The organism is Candidatus Accumulibacter sp. ACC003, assembly GCF_907163085.1.
GTDB lineage: Bacteria > Pseudomonadota > Gammaproteobacteria > Burkholderiales > Rhodocyclaceae > Accumulibacter.
In genome coordinates this window covers 1-19,146 of sequence record NZ_CAJQTX010000003.1, presented here as the reverse complement: position 1 = coordinate 19,146, position 19,146 = coordinate 1, and the positions used below count along the sequence as shown (strand labels likewise).

Annotated in this window: 23 protein-coding genes and 2 tRNA genes; 9 read left to right on the top strand and 16 right to left on the bottom strand. The window is 64.3% G+C overall.

What is annotated here, in order from left to right; genetic code table 11:
* Window positions 1-5: 5 nt before the first annotated feature.
* From QZ656_RS06650 to QZ656_RS06600, 11 genes are all read right to left on the bottom strand, one after another.
* Window positions 6-1,829 carry an HlyD family efflux transporter periplasmic adaptor subunit gene (locus QZ656_RS06650; protein ID WP_291992677.1) on the bottom strand — a complete coding sequence of 608 codons (1,824 nt, stop codon included), beginning with the start codon at window positions 1,827-1,829 and terminating at the stop codon, window positions 6-8.
* Between the two features lie 161 nt (window positions 1,830-1,990).
* A complete protein-coding gene (locus QZ656_RS06645; RefSeq protein WP_291992676.1) occupies window positions 1,991-2,329 on the bottom strand; it encodes a DUF3467 domain-containing protein in 339 nt (112 codons plus the stop codon).
* A gap of 267 nt (window positions 2,330-2,596) precedes the next feature.
* Window positions 2,597-3,457 (bottom strand): S-formylglutathione hydrolase, encoded by an 861-nt coding sequence (fghA, locus tag QZ656_RS06640; protein ID WP_291992675.1) that lies wholly within the window; start codon window positions 3,455-3,457, stop codon window positions 2,597-2,599.
* Window positions 3,458-3,459: 2 nt separating this feature from the next.
* Window positions 3,460-4,572 (bottom strand): S-(hydroxymethyl)glutathione dehydrogenase/class III alcohol dehydrogenase, encoded by a 1,113-nt coding sequence (locus tag QZ656_RS06635; protein WP_291992674.1) that lies wholly within the window; start codon window positions 4,570-4,572, stop codon window positions 3,460-3,462.
* Between the two features lie 199 nt (window positions 4,573-4,771).
* Window positions 4,772-5,233 (bottom strand): DUF1178 family protein, encoded by a 462-nt coding sequence (locus QZ656_RS06630; RefSeq protein ID WP_291992673.1) that lies wholly within the window; start codon window positions 5,231-5,233, stop codon window positions 4,772-4,774.
* A 34-nt stretch (window positions 5,234-5,267) separates the two neighbouring features.
* Window positions 5,268-5,354, bottom strand: a tRNA-Leu gene (locus QZ656_RS06625).
* Between the two features lie 70 nt (window positions 5,355-5,424).
* Window positions 5,425-5,500 (bottom strand) — tRNA-Gly (locus QZ656_RS06620).
* Between the two features lie 200 nt (window positions 5,501-5,700).
* Window positions 5,701-6,075: a biopolymer transporter ExbD gene (locus QZ656_RS06615; RefSeq protein WP_366522118.1), complete on the bottom strand. Its 375-nt coding sequence runs from the start codon at window positions 6,073-6,075 to the stop codon at window positions 5,701-5,703.
* 55 nt (window positions 6,076-6,130) lie between these two features.
* Entirely contained in the window at window positions 6,131-6,865 is a 735-nt protein-coding gene (locus tag QZ656_RS06610) for a MotA/TolQ/ExbB proton channel family protein (protein ID WP_291992671.1), read from the bottom strand.
* 13 nt (window positions 6,866-6,878) lie between these two features.
* Entirely contained in the window at window positions 6,879-7,652 is a 774-nt protein-coding gene (locus QZ656_RS06605) for an energy transducer TonB (RefSeq protein ID WP_291992670.1), read from the bottom strand.
* A 353-nt stretch (window positions 7,653-8,005) separates the two neighbouring features.
* Window positions 8,006-8,410 (bottom strand): DUF4332 domain-containing protein, encoded by a 405-nt coding sequence (locus QZ656_RS06600; protein WP_291992669.1) that lies wholly within the window; start codon window positions 8,408-8,410, stop codon window positions 8,006-8,008.
* Window positions 8,411-8,574: 164 nt separating this feature from the next.
* Here QZ656_RS06600 and thpR point away from each other — a divergent pair, with 164 nt between their 5' ends.
* Window positions 8,575-9,153 (top strand): RNA 2',3'-cyclic phosphodiesterase, encoded by a 579-nt coding sequence (thpR, locus tag QZ656_RS06595; RefSeq protein WP_291992668.1) that lies wholly within the window; start codon window positions 8,575-8,577, stop codon window positions 9,151-9,153.
* A 140-nt stretch (window positions 9,154-9,293) separates the two neighbouring features.
* On the opposite strand, the gene QZ656_RS06590 is transcribed toward thpR, so the two are convergent.
* Both QZ656_RS06590 and QZ656_RS06585 read right to left on the bottom strand, forming a co-directional pair.
* Window positions 9,294-9,848, bottom strand: coding sequence for a FlgO family outer membrane protein (locus QZ656_RS06590; protein ID WP_291992667.1), 555 nt, complete (start codon window positions 9,846-9,848; stop codon window positions 9,294-9,296).
* Entirely contained in the window at window positions 9,848-10,603 is a 756-nt protein-coding gene (locus tag QZ656_RS06585) for a hypothetical protein (protein WP_291992666.1), read from the bottom strand. Before QZ656_RS06585 ends, QZ656_RS06590 begins: the two co-directional genes overlap by 1 nt.
* Window positions 10,604-10,985: 382 nt before the next feature.
* Here QZ656_RS06585 and QZ656_RS06580 point away from each other — a divergent pair, with 382 nt between their 5' ends.
* Complete coding sequence (locus tag QZ656_RS06580) at window positions 10,986-11,906, top strand: DMT family transporter (protein WP_291992665.1); 921 nt, start codon at window positions 10,986-10,988, stop codon at window positions 11,904-11,906.
* A 28-nt stretch (window positions 11,907-11,934) separates the two neighbouring features.
* Here QZ656_RS06580 and QZ656_RS06575 read toward each other — a convergent pair whose 3' ends face one another.
* Window positions 11,935-12,630: an aspartate/glutamate racemase family protein gene (locus QZ656_RS06575; RefSeq protein WP_291992664.1), complete on the bottom strand. Its 696-nt coding sequence runs from the start codon at window positions 12,628-12,630 to the stop codon at window positions 11,935-11,937.
* A 410-nt stretch (window positions 12,631-13,040) separates the two neighbouring features.
* Between QZ656_RS06575 and QZ656_RS06570 the strand changes: the two genes are divergently transcribed.
* From QZ656_RS06570 to QZ656_RS06560, 3 genes are all read left to right on the top strand, one after another.
* Complete coding sequence (locus tag QZ656_RS06570; protein WP_291992663.1) at window positions 13,041-13,625, top strand: SCO family protein; 585 nt, start codon at window positions 13,041-13,043, stop codon at window positions 13,623-13,625.
* Between the two features lie 18 nt (window positions 13,626-13,643).
* On the top strand, window positions 13,644-14,066 hold the full coding sequence (locus QZ656_RS06565; protein WP_291992662.1) for a DUF1318 domain-containing protein: 423 nt from the start codon (window positions 13,644-13,646) through the stop codon (window positions 14,064-14,066).
* 103 nt (window positions 14,067-14,169) lie between these two features.
* The gene (locus tag QZ656_RS06560; RefSeq protein WP_291992661.1) at window positions 14,170-14,646 is read left to right on the top strand and encodes a copper chaperone PCu(A)C; all 477 of its coding nucleotides are present in this window, start codon (window positions 14,170-14,172) and stop codon (window positions 14,644-14,646) included.
* A gap of 48 nt (window positions 14,647-14,694) precedes the next feature.
* Here the strand turns inward: QZ656_RS06560 and QZ656_RS06555 are convergent, their stop codons facing one another.
* Both QZ656_RS06555 and QZ656_RS06550 read right to left on the bottom strand, forming a co-directional pair.
* On the bottom strand, window positions 14,695-15,627 hold the full coding sequence (locus tag QZ656_RS06555) for a COX15/CtaA family protein (RefSeq protein ID WP_291992660.1): 933 nt from the start codon (window positions 15,625-15,627) through the stop codon (window positions 14,695-14,697).
* 13 nt (window positions 15,628-15,640) lie between these two features.
* The gene (locus QZ656_RS06550) at window positions 15,641-16,687 is read right to left on the bottom strand and encodes a COX15/CtaA family protein (RefSeq protein WP_291992659.1); all 1,047 of its coding nucleotides are present in this window, start codon (window positions 16,685-16,687) and stop codon (window positions 15,641-15,643) included.
* A 292-nt stretch (window positions 16,688-16,979) separates the two neighbouring features.
* Between QZ656_RS06550 and QZ656_RS06545 the strand changes: the two genes are divergently transcribed.
* From QZ656_RS06545 to QZ656_RS06530, 4 genes are all read left to right on the top strand, one after another.
* Window positions 16,980-17,129 carry a hypothetical protein gene (locus tag QZ656_RS06545; RefSeq protein ID WP_291992658.1) on the top strand — a complete coding sequence of 50 codons (150 nt, stop codon included), beginning with the start codon at window positions 16,980-16,982 and terminating at the stop codon, window positions 17,127-17,129.
* Window positions 17,130-17,159: 30 nt separating this feature from the next.
* Window positions 17,160-17,711, top strand: coding sequence for a cytochrome C oxidase subunit II (locus QZ656_RS06540; RefSeq protein WP_291992657.1), 552 nt, complete (start codon window positions 17,160-17,162; stop codon window positions 17,709-17,711).
* Between the two features lie 4 nt (window positions 17,712-17,715).
* Window positions 17,716-18,450: a cbb3-type cytochrome c oxidase subunit I gene (locus QZ656_RS06535; protein ID WP_291992656.1), complete on the top strand. Its 735-nt coding sequence runs from the start codon at window positions 17,716-17,718 to the stop codon at window positions 18,448-18,450.
* Window positions 18,451-18,657: 207 nt separating this feature from the next.
* A complete protein-coding gene (locus QZ656_RS06530) occupies window positions 18,658-18,948 on the top strand; it encodes a hypothetical protein (protein ID WP_291992655.1) in 291 nt (96 codons plus the stop codon).
* The last annotated feature ends 198 nt before the right edge of the window (window positions 18,949-19,146 follow it).

Below are 19,146 nucleotides of genomic sequence, written 5' to 3'. Positions count from 1 at the left end.
TCAGCCTAAGGCAACCAGATCCAGGCCTGCATGCGCAACCAGTCGCTCAGGCGATGCGTCCAGATCCACACATAGCTCTGCTCGCCGACGCTGATCTTGCCGACGCCCTCCATTCCCGGGCGCAGCTGCAGGTCGCTGCGATCGAGTTGCGCTTCGACGCGGAAGGTATTCTTGCCGTCTTCGGCCTCGGCCATCGACACGTTGCGAACTTCAAAAGCAAGCGCCTCGCCGGCCAGCCCGGTGAGCACCAGACTACCCGACTGGCCGATGCGCACGTCGCGAATATCGCGATCCTCGACTTTCAGGATCACCCGATAGGCTTCCAGCGGCGCCAGCTCGAAGAGCAGCTTGCCCTGTTCGACCGGCGAACCGAGCAGCTGACTGAGATCGCCCGAAACGACGACGCCGTCGAAGGGCGCGACGATCGTCGCCCGCGCCAGTTTCTCGTCGACCAGCGCCAGTTGCGAGTCGGCTTCCTGCATCTGCGCCAGCGCGACGTTGGCGTTGGCTCGCTCGTGCTTGGCCAGCGCATCGCGGTAGCGCCCCTGGTGCTGCTCGCGTTCGGACAGCCAGCGCTGCCGCTCGACGCGCAGATCGCGATCGTCGAGGGTCGCCAGCACCTGTCCCTGCTTGACGACGAAACCGGCGCGCACCGGCGCTTCACGCAGGAAGCCATCAAAGGGAGCCACCGCCGCGCGTTGCAGCGCACCCTCGACGACCGCCCTGGCGCTGACGCGATAGTCCCCGTCGACCAGGAAAACGCTCAGCAACAAGGCCAGCGCCAGCGCCAGGCCAACGCGAAAACCCGGCCGCCGCGGATCCTTGAGGTGCCGCCACCAGCCACGCAGCTGGTCGACCAGACGGCCGGCGAACCAGCGATGCAGATCGAGCCGGCTCTCGAGCAAGGGGCCGAGCAAGGCGCTGACGGCTTCGAAAGTCCTGGCTTCGTCGGCGCTGAAAGGCGTCCCCTGATTGCGCTCGAAGGTCAACACGCCGACGCCGATGCCGCGGCTGCTGAGCACCACCGAGCACACCGCTCGCGTCGCCGCGAAGTCGCGGTGGGCGATGCCGACGCCGCTGTCGCCGTCGACGGCGGCCGGAAAGGCAACGCTGCGCCGCTGGTCGAGCGCCTCGTCCATGGCGTTTTCAAGCGCGGCGACGAACTGGCTCTTCTTCTCGAAGAACGCCGAGTGCGACATCGCCAGCAAGCGCGCGCGCCCGCCCTGGTCGACGCCGAGCGATACCCGGTCGCAAGCGAAACGGCTGGCCAGATCGTTGACCACCGCCATCGCCATCGGCTCGAGGCGGGCCTGCTCGGCGGCGACGGCGAGAACGTCGAGAGCGACTCGCGCGCGCTGCAGGGCCTGCGCGTCGTCGCCATTCTGGCGGCGCAGGAAGAGCGTTTCGATCCAGCCGATTCCCCAGTGCAATTGCCTGAGCACGGCCTGCAAGGCCTCGCCGCTGCGTTCGCCGACGTCGAGCACGACGGCGCCGTGCACCCGCCCTTCGAGTTCGACCGGATAAGCGACGACGATCACGGCACCCGCCTGGCCCGGCAGGAGAACACCGCGCCGCTCGCTCAGGCACTGTTGAGCGGCCGGCGCCAGATAGGTCACGTCGGTCTGCTCGGACGGCCAAACAGCAGCCGGAACGAAGGTGCCGCTACCCTGTTCGAGCAACAGCAAGGCGGCGCGCACGTCGGCCACCTGCAGGCATTGCAGCGCCAACCAGCTGCTGCAGAATTCAGCCGACGTTTCTGCCGACGCAAAGCTTCCCCACAGCGCCTCGTCGTGCGCTCGCCGGGAATGATCGCCGGCAGCGGCAGACAAGCCGGCGCCTGGCGTGTTGGCAGAGGAAGAGCTGGCAGACAAGTGGTGGCCTCAAAAGCGGCGGCGCAATGGAAAGCAAAACGACGCCTGCCAGGCACCGGCAGGCGTCTCTGGGGCAGCCCGACGCTAGCGGCCGGGGGCCGCCGGCCGCGCTCGGCTGCTCAGCTCAGTTCGCCGTAGCGACCCTCGTATTCGGTGACCAGCTTGCCGAGCATCAGCGCCAGACGTTTGGCGGCGAACGGACTCATCACGATGCGATGCTCCAGGCGCACGTCGTACTCGGAGGTGCCCCGGTCCCAGCTCTCGTTGACGCCGAAGTTCATCACCACTTCCTCGCGCGTCGTCGTCACATTGACCATGTTGCAGTAGCTGCTCTTCACCGACGCCGTGTTCATCCGGATCTGCTGAGCTTCCTGCCCCGTTGACGCTACGGGAGCGTCGCCTGTTGCCGCTGAGGTTTCCGCGTTCTCGGCGCGGCTTGCGACTTTCTCTTGTGCCACTATCGTTCTCCTGGAAAATAGTCTTGCGCGACTTGCCGCAGGTCGATGCTGGAGCGCCCTTGATGGCAAGCGGCCCCGCAGCGGCTGCGACGGCTCATACCGACAGTGTCGATTGTAACGAAGCTTTGCGCGTCGCCGGCAAGCAGCTGTTTGGATTGACGCAATTAATCGGCCTATTGTCACGAACGAGTTCGTCGGCTTGTCGTGCCGGTAGCGCGGCGATTGTTTCATCGACGCGACCGACAACGAGGAACGCGGCAGGTCGAGTCAGGTAAGCAGCGCCGCCGCGTGATGGCGCAGGTGATCGTCGATGAAGCTGGCGATGAAGTAGTAGCTGTGGTCGTAAGCCGGGTGTACCCGCAAGCGCAGCGGATGCGCAACGGCAGCGCAGGCTTGCCGCAACGTCTCGGGCTGCAACTGCTCGACGAGAAAAGCGTCGGCCTCGCCCTGGTCAACCAGCAAGGGCAGGCGTTCGCTGGCGTCGGCGATCAGTTCGCAGGCGTCCCAGGCCTTCCAGGCCGTACGATCAGCGCCAAGGTAGCGCGAAAATGCCTTCTCGCCCCAGGGACTGGCGAGCGCGTGGCAGATCGGCGCCAGGGCCGACAGCGAACGGTAACGACCGGGATTGCGCAGCGCACAGACCAGCGCGCCGTGGCCGCCCATCGAATGGCCACTGAGGCCGCGGCTGGCGTTGATCGGCAAACTCGCTTCGATCAGCTCGGGCAGCTCGAAGACGACGTAGTCGTGCATCCGGTAATTCTCGGCCCACGGCGGCTGCGTGGCGTTCAGGTAGAAGCCGGCGCCGTGACCGAAATCCCAGGCCCCGTCGGGGTCGCCCGGCACAGCCGCACCGCGCGGGCTGGTATCGGGCGCGACGATAGCCATTCCCAATTCGGCGGCGACGCGCATCGCACCGGCTTTCTGCATGAAGTTCTCGTCGGTGCACGTCAGGCCCGACAGCCAGTACAGCGCCGGCACCTTGGCTCGTGCCGCCTGCGGCGGCAGATAGACGGCGAAAACCATCTCGCAGCGCAGCGTCTCCGAGTAGTGGCGATAGCGTCTGTGCCAACCACCAAAACTGTGGTTGGCGGTGATCTCCTCGAGGGAGCCTGGAGTTCGGATCAGCATGCTCAGAAGCGAATCACCGAGCGGATGCTCTTGCCTTGGTGCATCAGCTCGAAAGCGTGGTTGATATCCTCCAGCCCCATGGTATGGGTGATGAAGGTGTCGAGCGGAATCTCGCCGCGTTGCGCCCGCTCGACGTAGCCCGGCAGCTCGCTGCGTCCACGCACACCGCCAAACGCCGAACCCCGCCAGACACGGCCGGTCACCAGCTGGAACGGTCGCGTCGAAATCTCTTCGCCGGCACCGGCGACGCCGATGATCACCGATTCGCCCCAGCCCTTGTGGCAGCATTCGAGCGCCGCACGCATCACCTTGACGTTGCCGATACACTCGAACGAATAGTCGACGCCGCCATCGCTGAGGTCGACGATGACTTCCTCGATCGGGCGGTCGAAATCGGCCGGATTGACGCAATCGGTCGCGCCAAGCTGCCTGGCGATGGCAAACTTGTCCGGATTGGTGTCCACGACGATGATTCTTGCCGCCCTGGCCATCACCGCGCCGATGACCACCGCCAGGCCGATGCCGCCAAGACCAAAGACGGCGACCGTCGCACCGGCTTCGACCTTGGCGGTGTTGACCACCGCGCCGATGCCGGTGGTGACGCCACAGCCGAGCAGGCAGACCTTCTCCAGCGGTGCGTCGTTGGCGATCCTGGCCAGCGAGATTTCCGGCAGCACGGTGTACTCGGAAAACGTCGAGGTGCCCATGTAATGGAAGATCGGCTTCCCTTTGTACGAGAAGCGGCTGCTGCCGTCGGGCATCAAGCCCTTGCCCTGGGTAGCACGAATCGCCTGGCAGAGATTGGTCTTGCCCGACTTGCAGAACTTGCACTCGCGGCACTCGGGGGTGTACAGCGGAATCACGTGATCGCCGACGGCGACCGAAGTGACGCCGGCACCGATCGCCTCGACGATACCGCCTCCCTCGTGGCCAAGAATGCTCGGGAAAATCCCTTCCGGGTCGGCTCCCGACAGGGTGAAGGCATCGGTATGGCAAACGCCGGTGGCGACGATGCGCACCAGCACCTCACCCTGGCGTGGCGCCGCGACATCGACTTCGATGATTTCCAGAGGCTGGCCGGCAGCCCAGGCAACAGCGGCACGTGCTTTGATCATTGGCGACTCTCCTCTAAGCATCATGGACTGGCGCGACGCCCGCGAAGATGAAAGTCATGAGCACCTCCATCGATCCAGGCCCTTCTCCCACCGCGCGAAGAGGCGAGATTCGTGAGTCGCGTACCCGACTTTCACATTAACAGCGTTCGGCTCGGCGATCGCCCGCCGCGAGTCAGGGCCGGACGCAAGACGACGCGGTTCAGTGCAAATCCGTCACCTTGAGCCGCGGCACGCGCAGCACTTCGACGCCTTCGTCGCGCAGCTCCTCACATTCCTCGGCGGTGGCCTCGCCGCGAATCGCCCGCTCGGGTACTTCCCGGTAGTGAATTTTTCGTGCCTCTTCGGCAAAGCGAGCACCGACGTCCTCGCACTTGGCAAGCAGCATCGCGGTCAGCTGCCGATAGGCGGACAGCGCACCGGCACGCGGATCGATCCGGGGTGCTGCCGGCAGCTTTTCTTCCGAAGCCTTCGCCGGGACGCCTGGTGGCGTCGGCTGCGGCTTGCCGAGATGCAGCGCCGAAGGAACCCGGCGAATGTCCTGCGAACCGCACTCCGGGCAGCCGACCAGACCCGCCGACAACTGGCTATCAAAATCGTCCCGCGACTGGAACCAGCCTTCGAAGCGATGGTCGTGCTGGCAGGCAAGGTCAAAAATGATCATCGGAAACCATGGCAGGAAGCTGGCGAAACAGAGGTGGTGCCCGGAGCCGGGGTCGAACCGGCACGGCCGCAAGGCCGAGAGATTTTAAGTCTCTTGTGTCTACCTATTCCACCATCCGGGCGGCGCAGGCCATTATACCTGCCCCGAAAAGCAGAAAAGGGAAAGTGCTTGCGCACTTTCCCTTCGATGTTTGGAGCGGGAGAAGAGTCTCGAACTCTCGACCTATACCTTGGCAAGGTATCGCTCTACCAACTGAGCTACTCCCGCTTGGAAGCTGTTCCGGAAGACTATACCGCCTTCCAGCCAAGTGCCGGAATGCAGATCGGCGAAAACTGCAGCGGATCGCTTTCCAACACCAGCGGGGCGCATTATCCCGATGCCTGCAGGCAGTGTCAAGCCCTGTATTGCCTCACGGCATGGCACGCCGAGAGTCTGCCGGCGAGCCGCCTGGCCAGTGCTAGCCACCGCTATCGTGTCGGCTCGGTGACGAAGGCGATGCGCACCAGGCCGGCGCGCTGGGCGTTGGCGAGAACCTCGGTGACGCGTTCGTAGCGCGTGCCGCGGTCGGCGCGCAGGTGCAGCTCGGGCTCGCCGCCGGCGGCGCCGATGGCCGCAAAACGCGCCGCCATGTCGGTGTCGGCGACGGCCAGACCATCGATGAACACTGCGCCGGCGGCGTCGATCGCCACCGAGACGACGCGCGGCGGGTCATCGAGCCGGCTCGCATCGACGCGCGGCAGATCGACCGGCACCGCCTCGTGGAAAAGCGGCGCGGTGATGATGAAGATCACCAGCAGCACCAGCATCACGTCTACCAGCGGCGTCGTATTAATTTCCGCCATCGGCTGGCTGCCAGCATTATTTTCGAATGAACCGAAGGCCATCGTGCTTTCCCCCTCAGCCGCTGCGACCGGCGCGAATCGCGCTCAGATCGACCAGTTTGTCACCCGGTCGGCCGCGCAGACCGGTCGTCAGATAGGCGTGCAGATCGTGCGCAAAACCGTCCAGCCGGGCCAGCGTCAGACGGTTGCCGCGCGTACAGGCGTTGTACGCGAGGACCGCCGGAATCGCCACGAAGAGCCCGCCAGCGGTCATGATCAGCGCTTCGCCGACCGGACCGGCAACCTTGTCGAGGACCACCTGCGTGGCTCCCGACAGCGCGGCCAGCGCGTGGTAGATCCCCCAGACGGTGCCGAACAGGCCGATGAAAGGCGCCGTCGAGCCAACCGACGCAAGGAAGGTCAGCCCGGATTCGATACTGGCCTGAGCGTCGACGATCTGGCTGCGTAGAGAACGCGTCACGAACTCGCTAACGCTGACCCCGGCGCCGATGCCGCGATCGGCATGTTCGTGGTGCAGTCCAGCGGCGTTGGCGCCGGCGATCGCCAGGTTGGCCAGGATGCCGGTCCGGTCCTCGCGCCGGATCGCGTCGATCGCCGCGGGCAGGCTTGGCGCTCCCCAGAACGACGCCAGCGCCCGTGCATGACATTGCCTGGCCTGCCACACGGCATGCGCTTTGACGGCCATCACGTACCAGCTGACCACCGACAGCAAGATCAGCACGATGGCCACCGAGTGCGTCACCAGATCGCCCTGCTGCCAGAAATGCGCCAAACCCAACTCGCTATTCATGATGCTTTCCCGTTCAACCGTTCAGAGTGAATTGTAGCGGCACCAGCACCGACGACTCGACCGCTTCGCCGCCCTGCCGGGCAGGGATGAATCGCCAGCGTTCGACAGCTGCCCGGGCCGCGTCGTCCAGACGCTGGAAACCGCTCGACTGTTTGATTTCGACGCGCAGCGGCAGGCCCTGCGCGCTGACCTTGATCCGCAGCAGCACCCGCCCCTCCTCGCCAAGGCGCCGCGACGCCGCCGGATAGGCGGGACTCGGATTGCGCAGGTAATCGGCGTCGAAGCGTGCGGCGATCATCGGCGCCGCCGCCGGCGCCGAGGCCGCGCTCCCCGCCGCCTCTTCTGCCGGCGCGGCCGGCGCTGCCGCTGCCGCTGCCACCGCGAAAGTCGTCGCCGGCGCCGTCGCCGCGGCGGTCAACAGCGGCGCTGACGGTGTCGGCGGCGCCCTCCTGGCCACTGCCGGCGACTCGCGCGCCGGCCGCCGTCGCTGGACTTTTTCCGGCGGCGCAACGCTCGCAGGTCGCTCGGCGCGTCTTGGTGGCTCGACCTTTGCGGGCGCTGCTGGCGCTTTCGCTGCTTCGACTACTGGCGGCTGCGGCGCCAGTTCGAGCAAGCGCACGGTCAGCACCGGCAGCGCTTCCGGAAGCGTGTCGCGACTGATCGTTCCGAAGGCCAGAAAAAGGCCGAGCAAATGCAGCGCCAGGACGGCCAGCACGAACGTCGCCAGCCGCCAGAGCGGTTGCCGACGTTCTTGCGGAAACTCGAAATAAGCGGATGCGGTGCGCACCTGGCTCGATATGGCGCTCAAATCTGTCCCGTCTAAGCGAGCAGCGAAGCTGATCGAAAGGGCGTCATTCTATGTCGCCAGGCCGGCCAGCGGCTGCGGCATTTGGCCTCATCGCCGGACTGGCGGGAACGACGACGCGGCAGAGCGCGTGCCGACCAATCTTGATCCACATCGAGTTTGACCATCTTTGCCGGCAAGCGGGTTGCCAGAAACGGCGCTCGCTGCAGCGCTCGACACGCCGATCACGGGCAGGGACTTATCGGCTCAAGGCGATCAACAGTTGCCACACACAGCTGCCGCTGGCAGCAAGCAGAAGCGGCAACATGACACGCGCTGGCGGCGTGCCCGGAGCTTCAATGACTAATAACGCGGAGCAAGTCCTTGGCCTGCGCCACCCAGTCCTGCACTTGCGATAGCGTCGGGATCTTGCGAACAAGATTTTTTTCGCCGTTCAATTCAGCCATCTTCGCTTGCAGATTCTCGGCGTTTCTCTGCGCCAGCTCGGGAACTGTATCAACGCCGGCACACTCGAGAAGGTCGGAGTACTGCGTGCTGACACCCTTGATTCGTGACAGATCGGCGCGATTGACCCAACCGAGGATCAGCTTTTCACTGATTCCCGACTTCTCGGCCGTTTCCTTGCGGCCGCTTTTTTGGCAGCATGTCCGCAACAGGCTCTCCAGCGAAGCAATCCCCGCCGCTTCGAGCTTGGCCGCGTACGCTTCGCCAATTCCTTCGATTTCAGAAAGTTTTGCCATGGTCTTTGATCTCCTGGTTGAGCGGCAGAAATCGCCTGAGCAGCCGCGTGCCGCCGAAATGGAGCGACGCGAGATGGCTGTTGAGGGCATTTTAGGACTGCCGCGGCACTTGTCAAACCGACGTGCACCGCGTCGTCAGGAATGAACCGCGTGCGAATGCGCTAATGATCGTCGCCTCGGATGCACCGCCCACTGGCGACGCAAAACCGCCAGCGTCGCCGCTGCCGCCCGTGCCTGCCGCCAGCGCCCGCCTGTTCCTCGCGCTATGGCCGGCAGCGGACGAGCGACGGCAACTCGTTCGCCACGCGCAGGACTGGTCGTGGCGCCAGGGCTCGGCGCTGGTCCAAGCCAATGATTTGCACCTGACCTTGCATTTCATCGGCGCGCTCGACCGCCAGCGAATCGCCGAAGTGAGCGCCGGCCTGCAGGTCCCGATGGCGCCTTTCGAACTGTCGCTGACGCGTGCCGAACTGTGGCCGCGCGGGCTGGCCGTGCTGCGCGTGGGCAAGCCCGCCGCGGCCTTGATACAGCTCCATGACCGCCTCGGCCAGGCCATGCGTGCGCTCGAACTGCCACCCGAGCCACGGCGCTTTCGGCCGCATGTGACGCTGGCCCGACGGGCAGCCGAATCGACCCTGCCGACGACGCCGCCACAGCACATCTGGCGCGTCAGCAGCTACGTTCTGGTCGAGTCCCTGGCGCACGCCGGCGGTGCTTACTCCATCGTGCGTCGCTACGCTTGAGCAGCCACCGCCATCCGTCGGATACGGCAGCTTGGCCAACGACGCCATAGACTGCCCGCGAGACCAACCAGACCGTCAGGCACGGGGCGCGAAGCCAATGCCTGAGGTGGCAAAAACGAGCTTGTTCAGGCCGCTAGCAGTTACCGATTGGCGCGGCTCAGCATGCTGCGGATTTCACCATTCGCCGGCAGTACATAGTCGTATGCGGCGAGCACGTAGTTGCTACCGGGCTGGACGATTTTCATGTTCACGTAGACCGCAGAACCGCTCGTCCCATAACTGCCGAGGATCACGGCCTGGGCCTTGTTGACTCGCGCCAATTCGGCAATTTCGCGCGTCAGAACGAGTTCTCCCTCGCCCTTTCTCATGTAGACATTACTGCGGAATTTCATCTCGATCATGCTGAATCCGCGCTGCGAGAAGCGAGCCGAGATCTGTTCTGAAATCAATCGACCGAGGGTAGACGACTGATCCAGTGCATCAATATTGACGACCGTTGCCACAATAAGTGGCCCCCCGTCGGCACCGCTGCGAAACTGTTCAATCAAGGCATCCGCAACGCGGTAGTTGCTTGCGACGAAGTCGCTCTTGGCCGCTGTTTCATACGTCGGCTCAGGGACACGATTGTTTTCCGTCGCGCAACCCGTTACCAAACCGACAGTCACTGCGCCGGCGAACAAATAGGGCTTGATCATCATTGCCCCCCCGTAACCGCGATGTTGTAGAGCGCTGGCGGCGGCGAGTACAACATGGCGTCGCTATCGGCGACGTAGTAGACGTTGGTGGCACGACCGAGATACTGCGCGGCGTCACTGGCGGAGACAGTGACGATTACTTCGAGTTGCGGTGTCGGCCCGGCAGCGAATTCGGCTGTCAGCCAACGGTAGGCGTCGAAGGCCCCGACGGCAAGCACGCCTGCTGCACCCGGCGAAGCCTGCTCCCACACGCCGGACAAACCCCATAGTCCGGCATAAATTACCGTGGCGCTATTGAAGGTGCCATCCGGGCGGCGCGGTGAGAATTTCACCACCTGGATGTCAAAGTCGACCTCCTTCGCGCCAACAGGGCTCTTGGCGACGCTGACGCCGGCATTGACCAACGACGTGATGAACGACGTCCGAAATGCCTGGGCAAACGCCGACGCTTCGTTAGGCTGCTTTACGTATATGCGATCGCACTCGGGCTGCGCCGCGATGCAGCCCTTGCCAAGCTTGAGCGAGTTGACAAGCGTGACGGCCGCATTGGCCGCGATGGCATTCCAGTGGGACCCCGCCTGTAGCTTGAGTTGCTTGCTACTGGGAAAATTCGTTGCCGTCGGAGCTTCGCTGTATGGAGTGGCGCAGGCGGTCAGGACCACCCCTGCGCAAAGCGCTAGCGCGCGCTGGATGCTGGATGCTGGATGCTGGATGCTGGATGCTGGACAAAAACCTGAATTCGTCGACTTGGACATATTCCCTTCCCTCCCCCTAAATTAGTGCCTACCAAGCAGTCCGGGATAATACCTGCTTCCCATTGCGCATATCGCAATAATTTTCGCATCGGCGCCTGTGGGAGGGCGCCCAACATTTGCGAATCATCGAAGCCAGCGCCGCCGATCACGGCAGTCACTTTGCTTCCAGCAGTTCGCTTTGCTGACCCCCTACGTTGCCAATGCCGGCGGCTGCGCAAACGCTGACGGCGAGGAGCGCCGCGACCTCATCGTCCAGCCACAGTTTCTGGCAATTACCCTTCCCGCAGATTGCCAAATTGCGGGCGCAAATTTCGCGGCAAATGCGGCACAATGGCTGCCTTTTCTCCGACCGCGTCGCCCCTGGCGGGCAGGAAGCGCTGAAATGTCGCACCGCCGTGCGCTGGCCCTGATGATCCTGATCACGCTGCTGTGGAGCGTCGCCGGGGTCGTTTCCCGCCATCTCGAGTACGCCGGCAGCTTCGAGGTCACTTTCTGGCGCAGCATCTTCAACGCCGTGACGCTGAGCATTGCGCTGACGCTGATCCGTGGCGCAGGCCTGTGGCGCACACTGCTGCGCGCGCCCTGGCCGGTGTGGTTCTCGGGTTTCTGCTGGTCGGTGATGTTCACCGCCTTCATGGTCGCCATTACGCTGACCACCGTCGCCAACGTGCTGGTGACGATGGCCATCGGGCCCTTGATCACCGCCCTGTTCGCGCGCATTTTTCTGCGCCACAGCCTACCGCTCAGGACCTGGCTGGCAATCGCGGTCGCCAGCCTGGGAATTGCCTGGATGTTCGGACAGGAAGCGAGCTCGGGGCTGTCGCTGACCGGTACGCTGGTGGCGCTGGCCGTTCCCCTGGCGGCGGCACTCAACTTCACGATGCTGCAGCACGCCGGCCACGGCCAGGTCGTTCCGGCCCGTCCAGTGCGCCACGACATGCTGCCGGCGGTGCTGATCGGCGCCGTCCTGTCGGCGCTCTACACCCTGCCCCTGGCGCTGCCGTTCCAGGCGTCGACGCACGACCTGGCGCTGCTGGCGATGCTCGGCAGCGTGCAATTGGCGCTACCGTGCCTGCTGCTGGTGCGCGTGTCGCGCGAACTGACGGCGCCCGAAATCGCCCTGCTCGGCCTGCTTGAAGTCGTTTTTGGCGTCAGCTGGGCGTGGCTCGGCGCCGGCGAAACGCCGACGGCAAGCACGCTGACCGGCGGCGCGCTGGTCCTTGGCGCGCTGTTCGCCAACGAGGCGCTGGCCTTGCTCGATCGCCGCCGCAAGCTGCCGCGGCGACAAGGCCACGCGCGCTGATCGCCGCCCGCCATGCGGCGACCGTCTGTCAGCCGTCGGCGAGCGCCCACTCGGCGGCTTTAGCCGCGTGCAGTTGCGTCGTGTCGAAGAGCGGCACGGCGGCGTCACCGGCGTCGATCAGCAAGGAAATTTCGGTACAGCCGAGAATCACCGCCTGCGCGCCCGCGGCGACCAGGCGCTTGATGATTCGTCGATACTCGGCACGCGACGCGTCGTGCAACTGCCCGCGGCACAGTTCGTCGTAGATCACCCGATGCACCAACTCGCGCTCCGCCGGCGCGGGCAGCAGCACGTCGATACCGCGCCGGTACAGGCGCTGACGATAGAAGGCCTGCTCCATGGTAAAGCGCGTGCCGAGCAGCGCCACCCGGGTAAGGCCGGCGCCGCGGATTGCGTCGGCGGTCGGATCGGCGATATGCAGCAAGGGGATGGCGACCGCGGCCTCGATGGCCGGCGCCACCCGGTGCATGGTGTTGGTGCACAACACCAGGAAGTCGGCACCGGCGACCTGCAGGAGCGCGGCCGCTCGTCCGAGCAACTCGCCAGCGGCGGCCCAATCGCCGGCGCGCTGCAACTTCTCGACCTCGTCAAAATCGACGCTGTAGAGCAGCAGCCTGGCCGAATGCAGGCCGCCGAGCCGCTTGCTGACGGCTTCGTTGATGATCCGGTAGTAGGGGATCGTCGACTGCCAACTCATGCCACCGATCAGACCAATGACCTTCAAGCACGCCTCCTCCAGAGTCGTCGTGCGCTGGCGTGCGTGTCGCGAATCGATACGCTTGCCAAGCCTGGCCGTCCAGCTTGCCCGCTACGCGACGCTTGTCAAGCGCGGTAGCCGTATCGAGCGGCCGCTGCCGCCGGAAATATCCTTGGGCCGACGCCACAGAATGACGGACAATGATTAACTTCCATCAAGGCGGCAAAGCAGCGCGGCGCCGATAATGCCCGACGCGACGCCAGCAGCTGTTCGCGCCGAGCGCCGGCGAGCAGCAACACCCGGTGAACAGCACACGCTTGCTGCCGATCGTTGCCGAGTAGGCGCTGAACGTCGGCGAGCAGGCTCACGGCTCACCAGACCTTGGCCTCCACACCCCACTTCCTCACGCCAGGCGCTTACGGCCGGCAATTGACAACATGAAAATACTCTCGACGCTGATCCTTGCCCTCGGCCTGCTGCTTTCCGGGTGTTCGCCGACACCGCACGCGTTCAAGTCGACCGACATTTCCCAGGTCGATTGGGGCAAGGACTTCGCCTTGACCGACCAGCACGGGCAGTTGCGTCATCTGGCCGACTTCAAGGGCAAGGCGGTGGTCGTATTCTTCGGTTATACGCAGTGTCCCGACGTCTGCCCGACGACGCTGTCGGCGATGCGCGAAGTGCTGTCGCGCCTCGGCGACCAGGCCAGCCAGGTGCAAGTGCTGTTCGTCACGCTCGACCCCGACCGCGACACCGAACAGTTGCTGTCGCAATACGTCAGCGCCTTCGACCCCAGCTTCATCGGGCTGCGCGGCGACGCCGCGACGACCAAGGCAGTGGCCAGGGATTTCAAGGTCTTCTACGCCAAACAGTCCGGCAAGACGCCCGACAGCTATAGCATCGATCACTCGACCGGCAGCTTCGTTTTCGACCCGCAGGGTCGGATCCGTCTGCTGGTCCGCCACGGCGAAACGCCGGCCAGCATCGCCGCCGACATCAAGCTCTTGCTCGCCGGCAAATGACCGTTCAGGAGACATGAAATGAAACGCCTGCTCTTGCTCCTCGCCTTCCTTTCGCTGCCGGCCACCGCCGCGCCGCCCAGCGACCCGATCAATCTCGATATCGGCACGCCGCCGGTGATCATCGTCAGGCACACGCTCGCGCAACGAAGCTCGCGACTGGTCTATTTCTACGATCCCGGGATCATCGGCCTCGGTAACGACGGCATGATCAAGATCCGTGACGGCAGCCGGCTCAACCTGGCGCAACGGCAGATCGCCGAGAAACTCATCGACCAGGAAAACCCGGACCGCAACTCGCTGATCTACGCCCTTGCCGAAGCGCACGGCGGCCAGGACGCCGAGCCGGCCGCCCGCGAAGCGCAGGTCAAGCGCTGGAAAGCGCAGTTTCATTCCGGCTGGTGGGTCGAGGACGCGCAAGGCAACTGGCACCAGAAGCCCTGAACGCGGCAGCTAGGCAAGCGTCGCTTGCGGCATTTTGTCGCAGCCGCGCCGCGCCGGCCGCCGTCTATAATCCAGCCTCCCCTGAACGACCGAGGAGTACAGCTTGAAAGCAAGAAGAATCCAACTGGCGCTGGCCATCGTGCTTGGCGCCGCGGCGGCGAGCGCACTCGCCGGCGACGTCGAGGTCAAGGATGCGTGGGTACGCGGCACCGTCAGCGGCCAGCAGGCAACCGGCGCCTTCCTGGAAATCACCAGCAAATCCGGCGCGGCGCTGGTCGGGGTAGTCAGCCCGGCAGCCGGCGTCAGCGAAATCCACGAAATGAAGATGGACGGTGGGATCATGAAAATGCGCGCCGTCGAGCGCCTGGCCTTGCCTGCCGGCACGCCTGTGCACCTGGCCCCGGGTGGCTACCACGTCATGTTGCTGAACCTCAAACAGCCGCTGAAGAAGGGTGATTCGGTACCGCTGACGCTGCAAATCGAGGGCCCCGACAAGCAGGTCGAGACCGTCCAGATCAAGGCCGAGGTCCGCGACCTGACGGCGATGGCGGCACCGGCCAGCGACCACCAGCACCACTAGACGAGGCCGCTGGGTGCGCGCCAGGCGGCGCCGCGTCCTGAAGTGTAGCTAGCGTCGGCGCAGGCTGCTCAGCGCCGCCAGCAGCGCCGCGGCACCGACGACATGGGCAACCGCCAGTGACAGATTGAAGCCGCTGCGCACCACCAGCCCACCGAGCGCAACTTCGCCGGCGAGCAGCAGCAGCAAAACCACCGCCAGCTTGCGCGTGGCGTCGTCAGTCAGCGTCTGCAGCGCAGCAGCAGCCAGCAGCAGCAGCAGCGCGGCAAGCGCCCCCCAACGGTGCAACAGATGCAGCGTCACCGCCGCCGTGTCGCCGGCCGGCGGCACCGCAGCCAGCGTCGCGAAGCCTTGCCAAGCGGGCCAGCCGACCGCCGCCGGCCACCACTGGCCGCCACAGTCGGGAAACGAAGGGCAAGCCAGCGCGGCCGAACCAGCACCGATCAGCGCGCCAACAACGACCGTCAGTGACAACACGGCCGCACCGAGACGCAGCGCCAGCGTCGGCGTCGAAGCGCGCGCGCGTTCCGGGTAGGCGGGGCTACTGACGAGCACTACTCGCCACGAGCAAGTCACCAGACCGAGGCCGCCGAGAATGTTCAGAAAACCGACCAGCAACAGGCGCGGGTCCGAACTCCAGAAGCCGAGCAGCGCCAGCGCCAGCACCAGCACGGCCAGCAGCGTCGCCGGACGCAGCAGCTGCCGCATCGACGGACGACGCAGGCACAGCCAGAGCAGGTAGCCGACCAGCAACAGGATCAGCGACGCGGCAGCACGATGCAGCAGTCGCGGCAAGGCCAGCGCCGGCGCCTGCACCTCGCCGCGCAGCAGCTGCCCGTAACACGCGGGCCAATTCGCGCAAGCCAGGCCAGCGCCATTGAGCCGCAGGTAGGCGCTGAGCAGCACCACCAACAGCGACAACGCGGTCAGCAGCAGCGCTGTCCGGTGGATTCGCCGCAAGCGCCAGGCCGGGCTGCTGATCAACGGGTAATGCTCCTCACAAGCGCCACTCGCGCGCCACCCGCAATTCATGGTTCAACCACAGCAGCATCCCGAGGACGAGCATCGCCCCGCCTTGATGCGCAGCGCCCAGCCCGACCGGAACGGCCAGCAACAGCGTCGAAATTCCGAGCACGATCTGCACCAACAGCACCACCAGAAGCAGCGTCGCGACCCGCCGCGCGGTGGCCGACACCGCGGCCGCCGATTTGATCTTCCACCAGAACCACGGCACCAGGAAGGCCAGCAGCCAGGCGCCCAGGCGATGGTCGAACTGAACCAGCGCCATGTTGTTGAAGAAGTTGAGGTACCAGGGATCGATGACGAAGCTTTCCGGCGGCAGGATGTGGCCGTTCATCAGCGGAAAGCTGTTGTACGCCTTGCCGGCGCGAATTCCGGCGACGAAACCACCGCTGACGACCATGTAGCCGACCAGGATCAGCAGCCAGAAGCCGATGCGCTGCAAGCCTCGCAGCGTCGCATCGCTGGTCGTGCGGGTGCGCTCGGCGAGCAGCCCGAGCGCCAGCCAGAACATCGCCACGAAAATCAGGAAAGCCAGCGACAGATGTGCAGTCAGCCGGTAGTGGCTGACGCGCGGGTCATCGACCAGGCCGCTCTTGACCATGTACCAGCCCATCGCCCCCTGCATGCCGCCGAGCAGGAAGATCCCGAGCAGCTTCGGCACCAGCGCCCGCTCGACCTTGCGTCGCCAGCAGAAATAGAGGAATGGCAGCAGGAAGACGACGCCGATCAGGCGCCCCAGAACACGGTGCCAGTACTCCCAGAAAAAGATGCCCTTGAACTCGTCGAGCGACATCTGATGGTTCACTTTCTGGTATTCGGGCGTCTGCTTGTACTTGTCGAACGTTTCGTCCCATTCGCTCTGGTTGAGCGGCGGCACGACGCCGATGAGCGGCTTCCACTCGACGATCGACAGACCCGAATGCGTCAGGCGGGTAACGCCACCGACGACCAGAATCGAGAAGACCATGGCGCTGCAGATCAACAGCCAGAGCGCGATTTGCCGACGAGCGACTTTGTCCATACCAGGAACCCGGCCAAGAGAGGATGAGCGAAGCGCGGATTATAGGCCCATTAAGCGCCTCTCCGAGCGCTCCGGCAGCTGCGACAACGGGTCGCAGGGCCGGGCCTGCAAGCCCCGTCCTTGCTGGCTTTGCCGGCAACCGCCGTCTTTCCGCGTTCTTGACGTGCATCAAATCAAAAGCCCGCCAAGAGCGGGTATCCTTCCGCCAATTGTGCCCCGAAAGCCCAAGAAATTCGCCGCTAGCGGCAAATACCAAGCGCCACGAGCGCCAATCAGTGATGGAGGACTACCCATGGTCGACGAGAAAGATGACGACATCCCGTTCATGCAGAAGCTGCTGGACAACCACTTCCTGCTGCTGTTTCTCGGTGTGGCGTCGCCTGGCTTGCTCTACATCCTGTGGGGCATCATCGACATCATGAACACGCCGGTTGCCAAGTAAGCCAGTCAGTCACATCAGGGAGAAAGAAATATGAGTGCAATTCTGCCGCCGTCAGATCGGCTCTGGTGGAAGCAACCCATCGACAAGGTCGAATGGGCGTGGATAGCGATCGCCTTCGTGTGGGGGATGATCATGTTCGGCATGATGATCTACTGGCATGTCTACGGGAAGCAGAACCTGTCCAACGAGGCGTACAGGATCACCCCCGAGTTGTTCGCCGCCAAGGCCGAGAAATTCATCGCCGAGAACACCATCCGTACCGAGACCGACCAGGACATCCCGGTGGTCAAGGTCCCCGCTGGTGGTGACGGCTACCTGATCGCCCGCCTGTGGGCCTGGTACCCGATCCTCGAACTCGAGGAAGGTCAAACCTACAAGATCCACCTGTCGTCGATGGATTACCTGCACGGCTTTTCGCTGCAACCGGTCAACATCAACATCGAGGTGATCCCCGGCTATGAGCACGTGGTCAAAATGACGCCGACCAAGGCTGGTACTTACGCCGTGGTCTGCAACGAATACTGCGGTATCGGCCATTCCTCGATGCTCGGCCGTATCTACGTGACGAAAAAGGGGGAGTAAATAGATGGCAACCACGTACCGTACCTGTCCGATCTCGGGAATGCAGTTTGAGGACCAGGCCGAGAAACTGATGCGCTGGAATGCCGTCGCCGGCGTCCTCTGGCTGCTCGTCGGCGGCGTCACCGCGCTGCTGGTGATCCTCACCCGCTGGCCGGCGATCAAGCTGCTGCCCGCCGACCAGTTCTACCTGATCCTTACCGCCCACGGCATCGACATGCTGATCCTGTGGATCCTGTTCTTCGAAATGGCCGTTCTTTACTTCGCCTCATCGACGCTGCTGCGTTGTCGAATAGCGGCACCGAAGGTCGCCTGGCTAGGCTTCTGGCTGATGGTCGTCGGCGGCATCATCACCAACGTCGCGATCTTCCAGGGTGAATCGAGCGTGATGTTCACCTCGTACGTACCGATGCAGGCGCAACCGCACTTCTACCTGGGCATCATCCTGGTCGCCGTCGGTGCATTGCTCGGCACTTGCGTCTTCTTCGGCACGCTGGTCGTCGCCAAGAAGGACAAGACCTACCAGGGTTCGCTGCCACTGGTGACCTTCGGCGCGCTGACCGCGGCGATCATCGCCACCTTCACCATCCTCTCCGGCGCCGGCATCCTGATCCCGACCTTCTTCTGGTCGATGGGCTGGATCAAGGAAATCGACGCGCAGTTGTACCGCATGGTGTGGTGGGGCCTGGGCACTCGTCGCAGCAGATCAACGTTGCCGCACACGTCTCGGTCTGGTATCTGACCGCCGCCGTGCTGTTCAACGCCAAGCCGCTGTCCGAGAAAGTTTCGCGCTTTGCCTTCCTGCTCTACATCCTCTTCCTGCAACTGGCCAGCGCGCACCACCTGCTGTCCGACCCGGGCATGAGCGCCGAGTGGAAAGTGCTCAACACCTCGTACTTCATGTACTTCGCGGTGATGGCGTCGATGATCCACGGTTTCACGGTTCCCGGTGCGATCGAAAGCCGCGCAAAGGCGCAAAGGTTTCACCAACGGCCTCTTCGAGTGGCTGCGCAAGGCTCCCTGGGGCAACCCGGTGTTCTCGGGCATGTTCATCTCGCTGGTCAGCTTCGGCTTCCTCGGCGGCATCTCCGGTGTCGTCCTCGGTACCGAGCAGATCAACATGCGATTCAGACATACCTTCAGCGTCCGGCACTTCATACCACGTGTCAGCAGGGGCACGACCCTGTCCTTCCTGTCGATCACCTTCCTGCTCGTTGCCGGTCTCTCCGGCGCGAGCTGATCCTGCCGAATCTGTGCCCGATCCATCCCTACCTGTAACGCATCCAGCATGGGCATTCTCGCCTGTTGAGGAAGCGCCGCACTCTGGGCGTTCCCGCCGCCTGGGACTGGCCTTTCTCGGGCGCACCGTTCCATATGATGGCCGGGACGCTTCCTACCTGCTGGATGGGTCGGACGGTATCTCGGGGTGCTCGCGGTG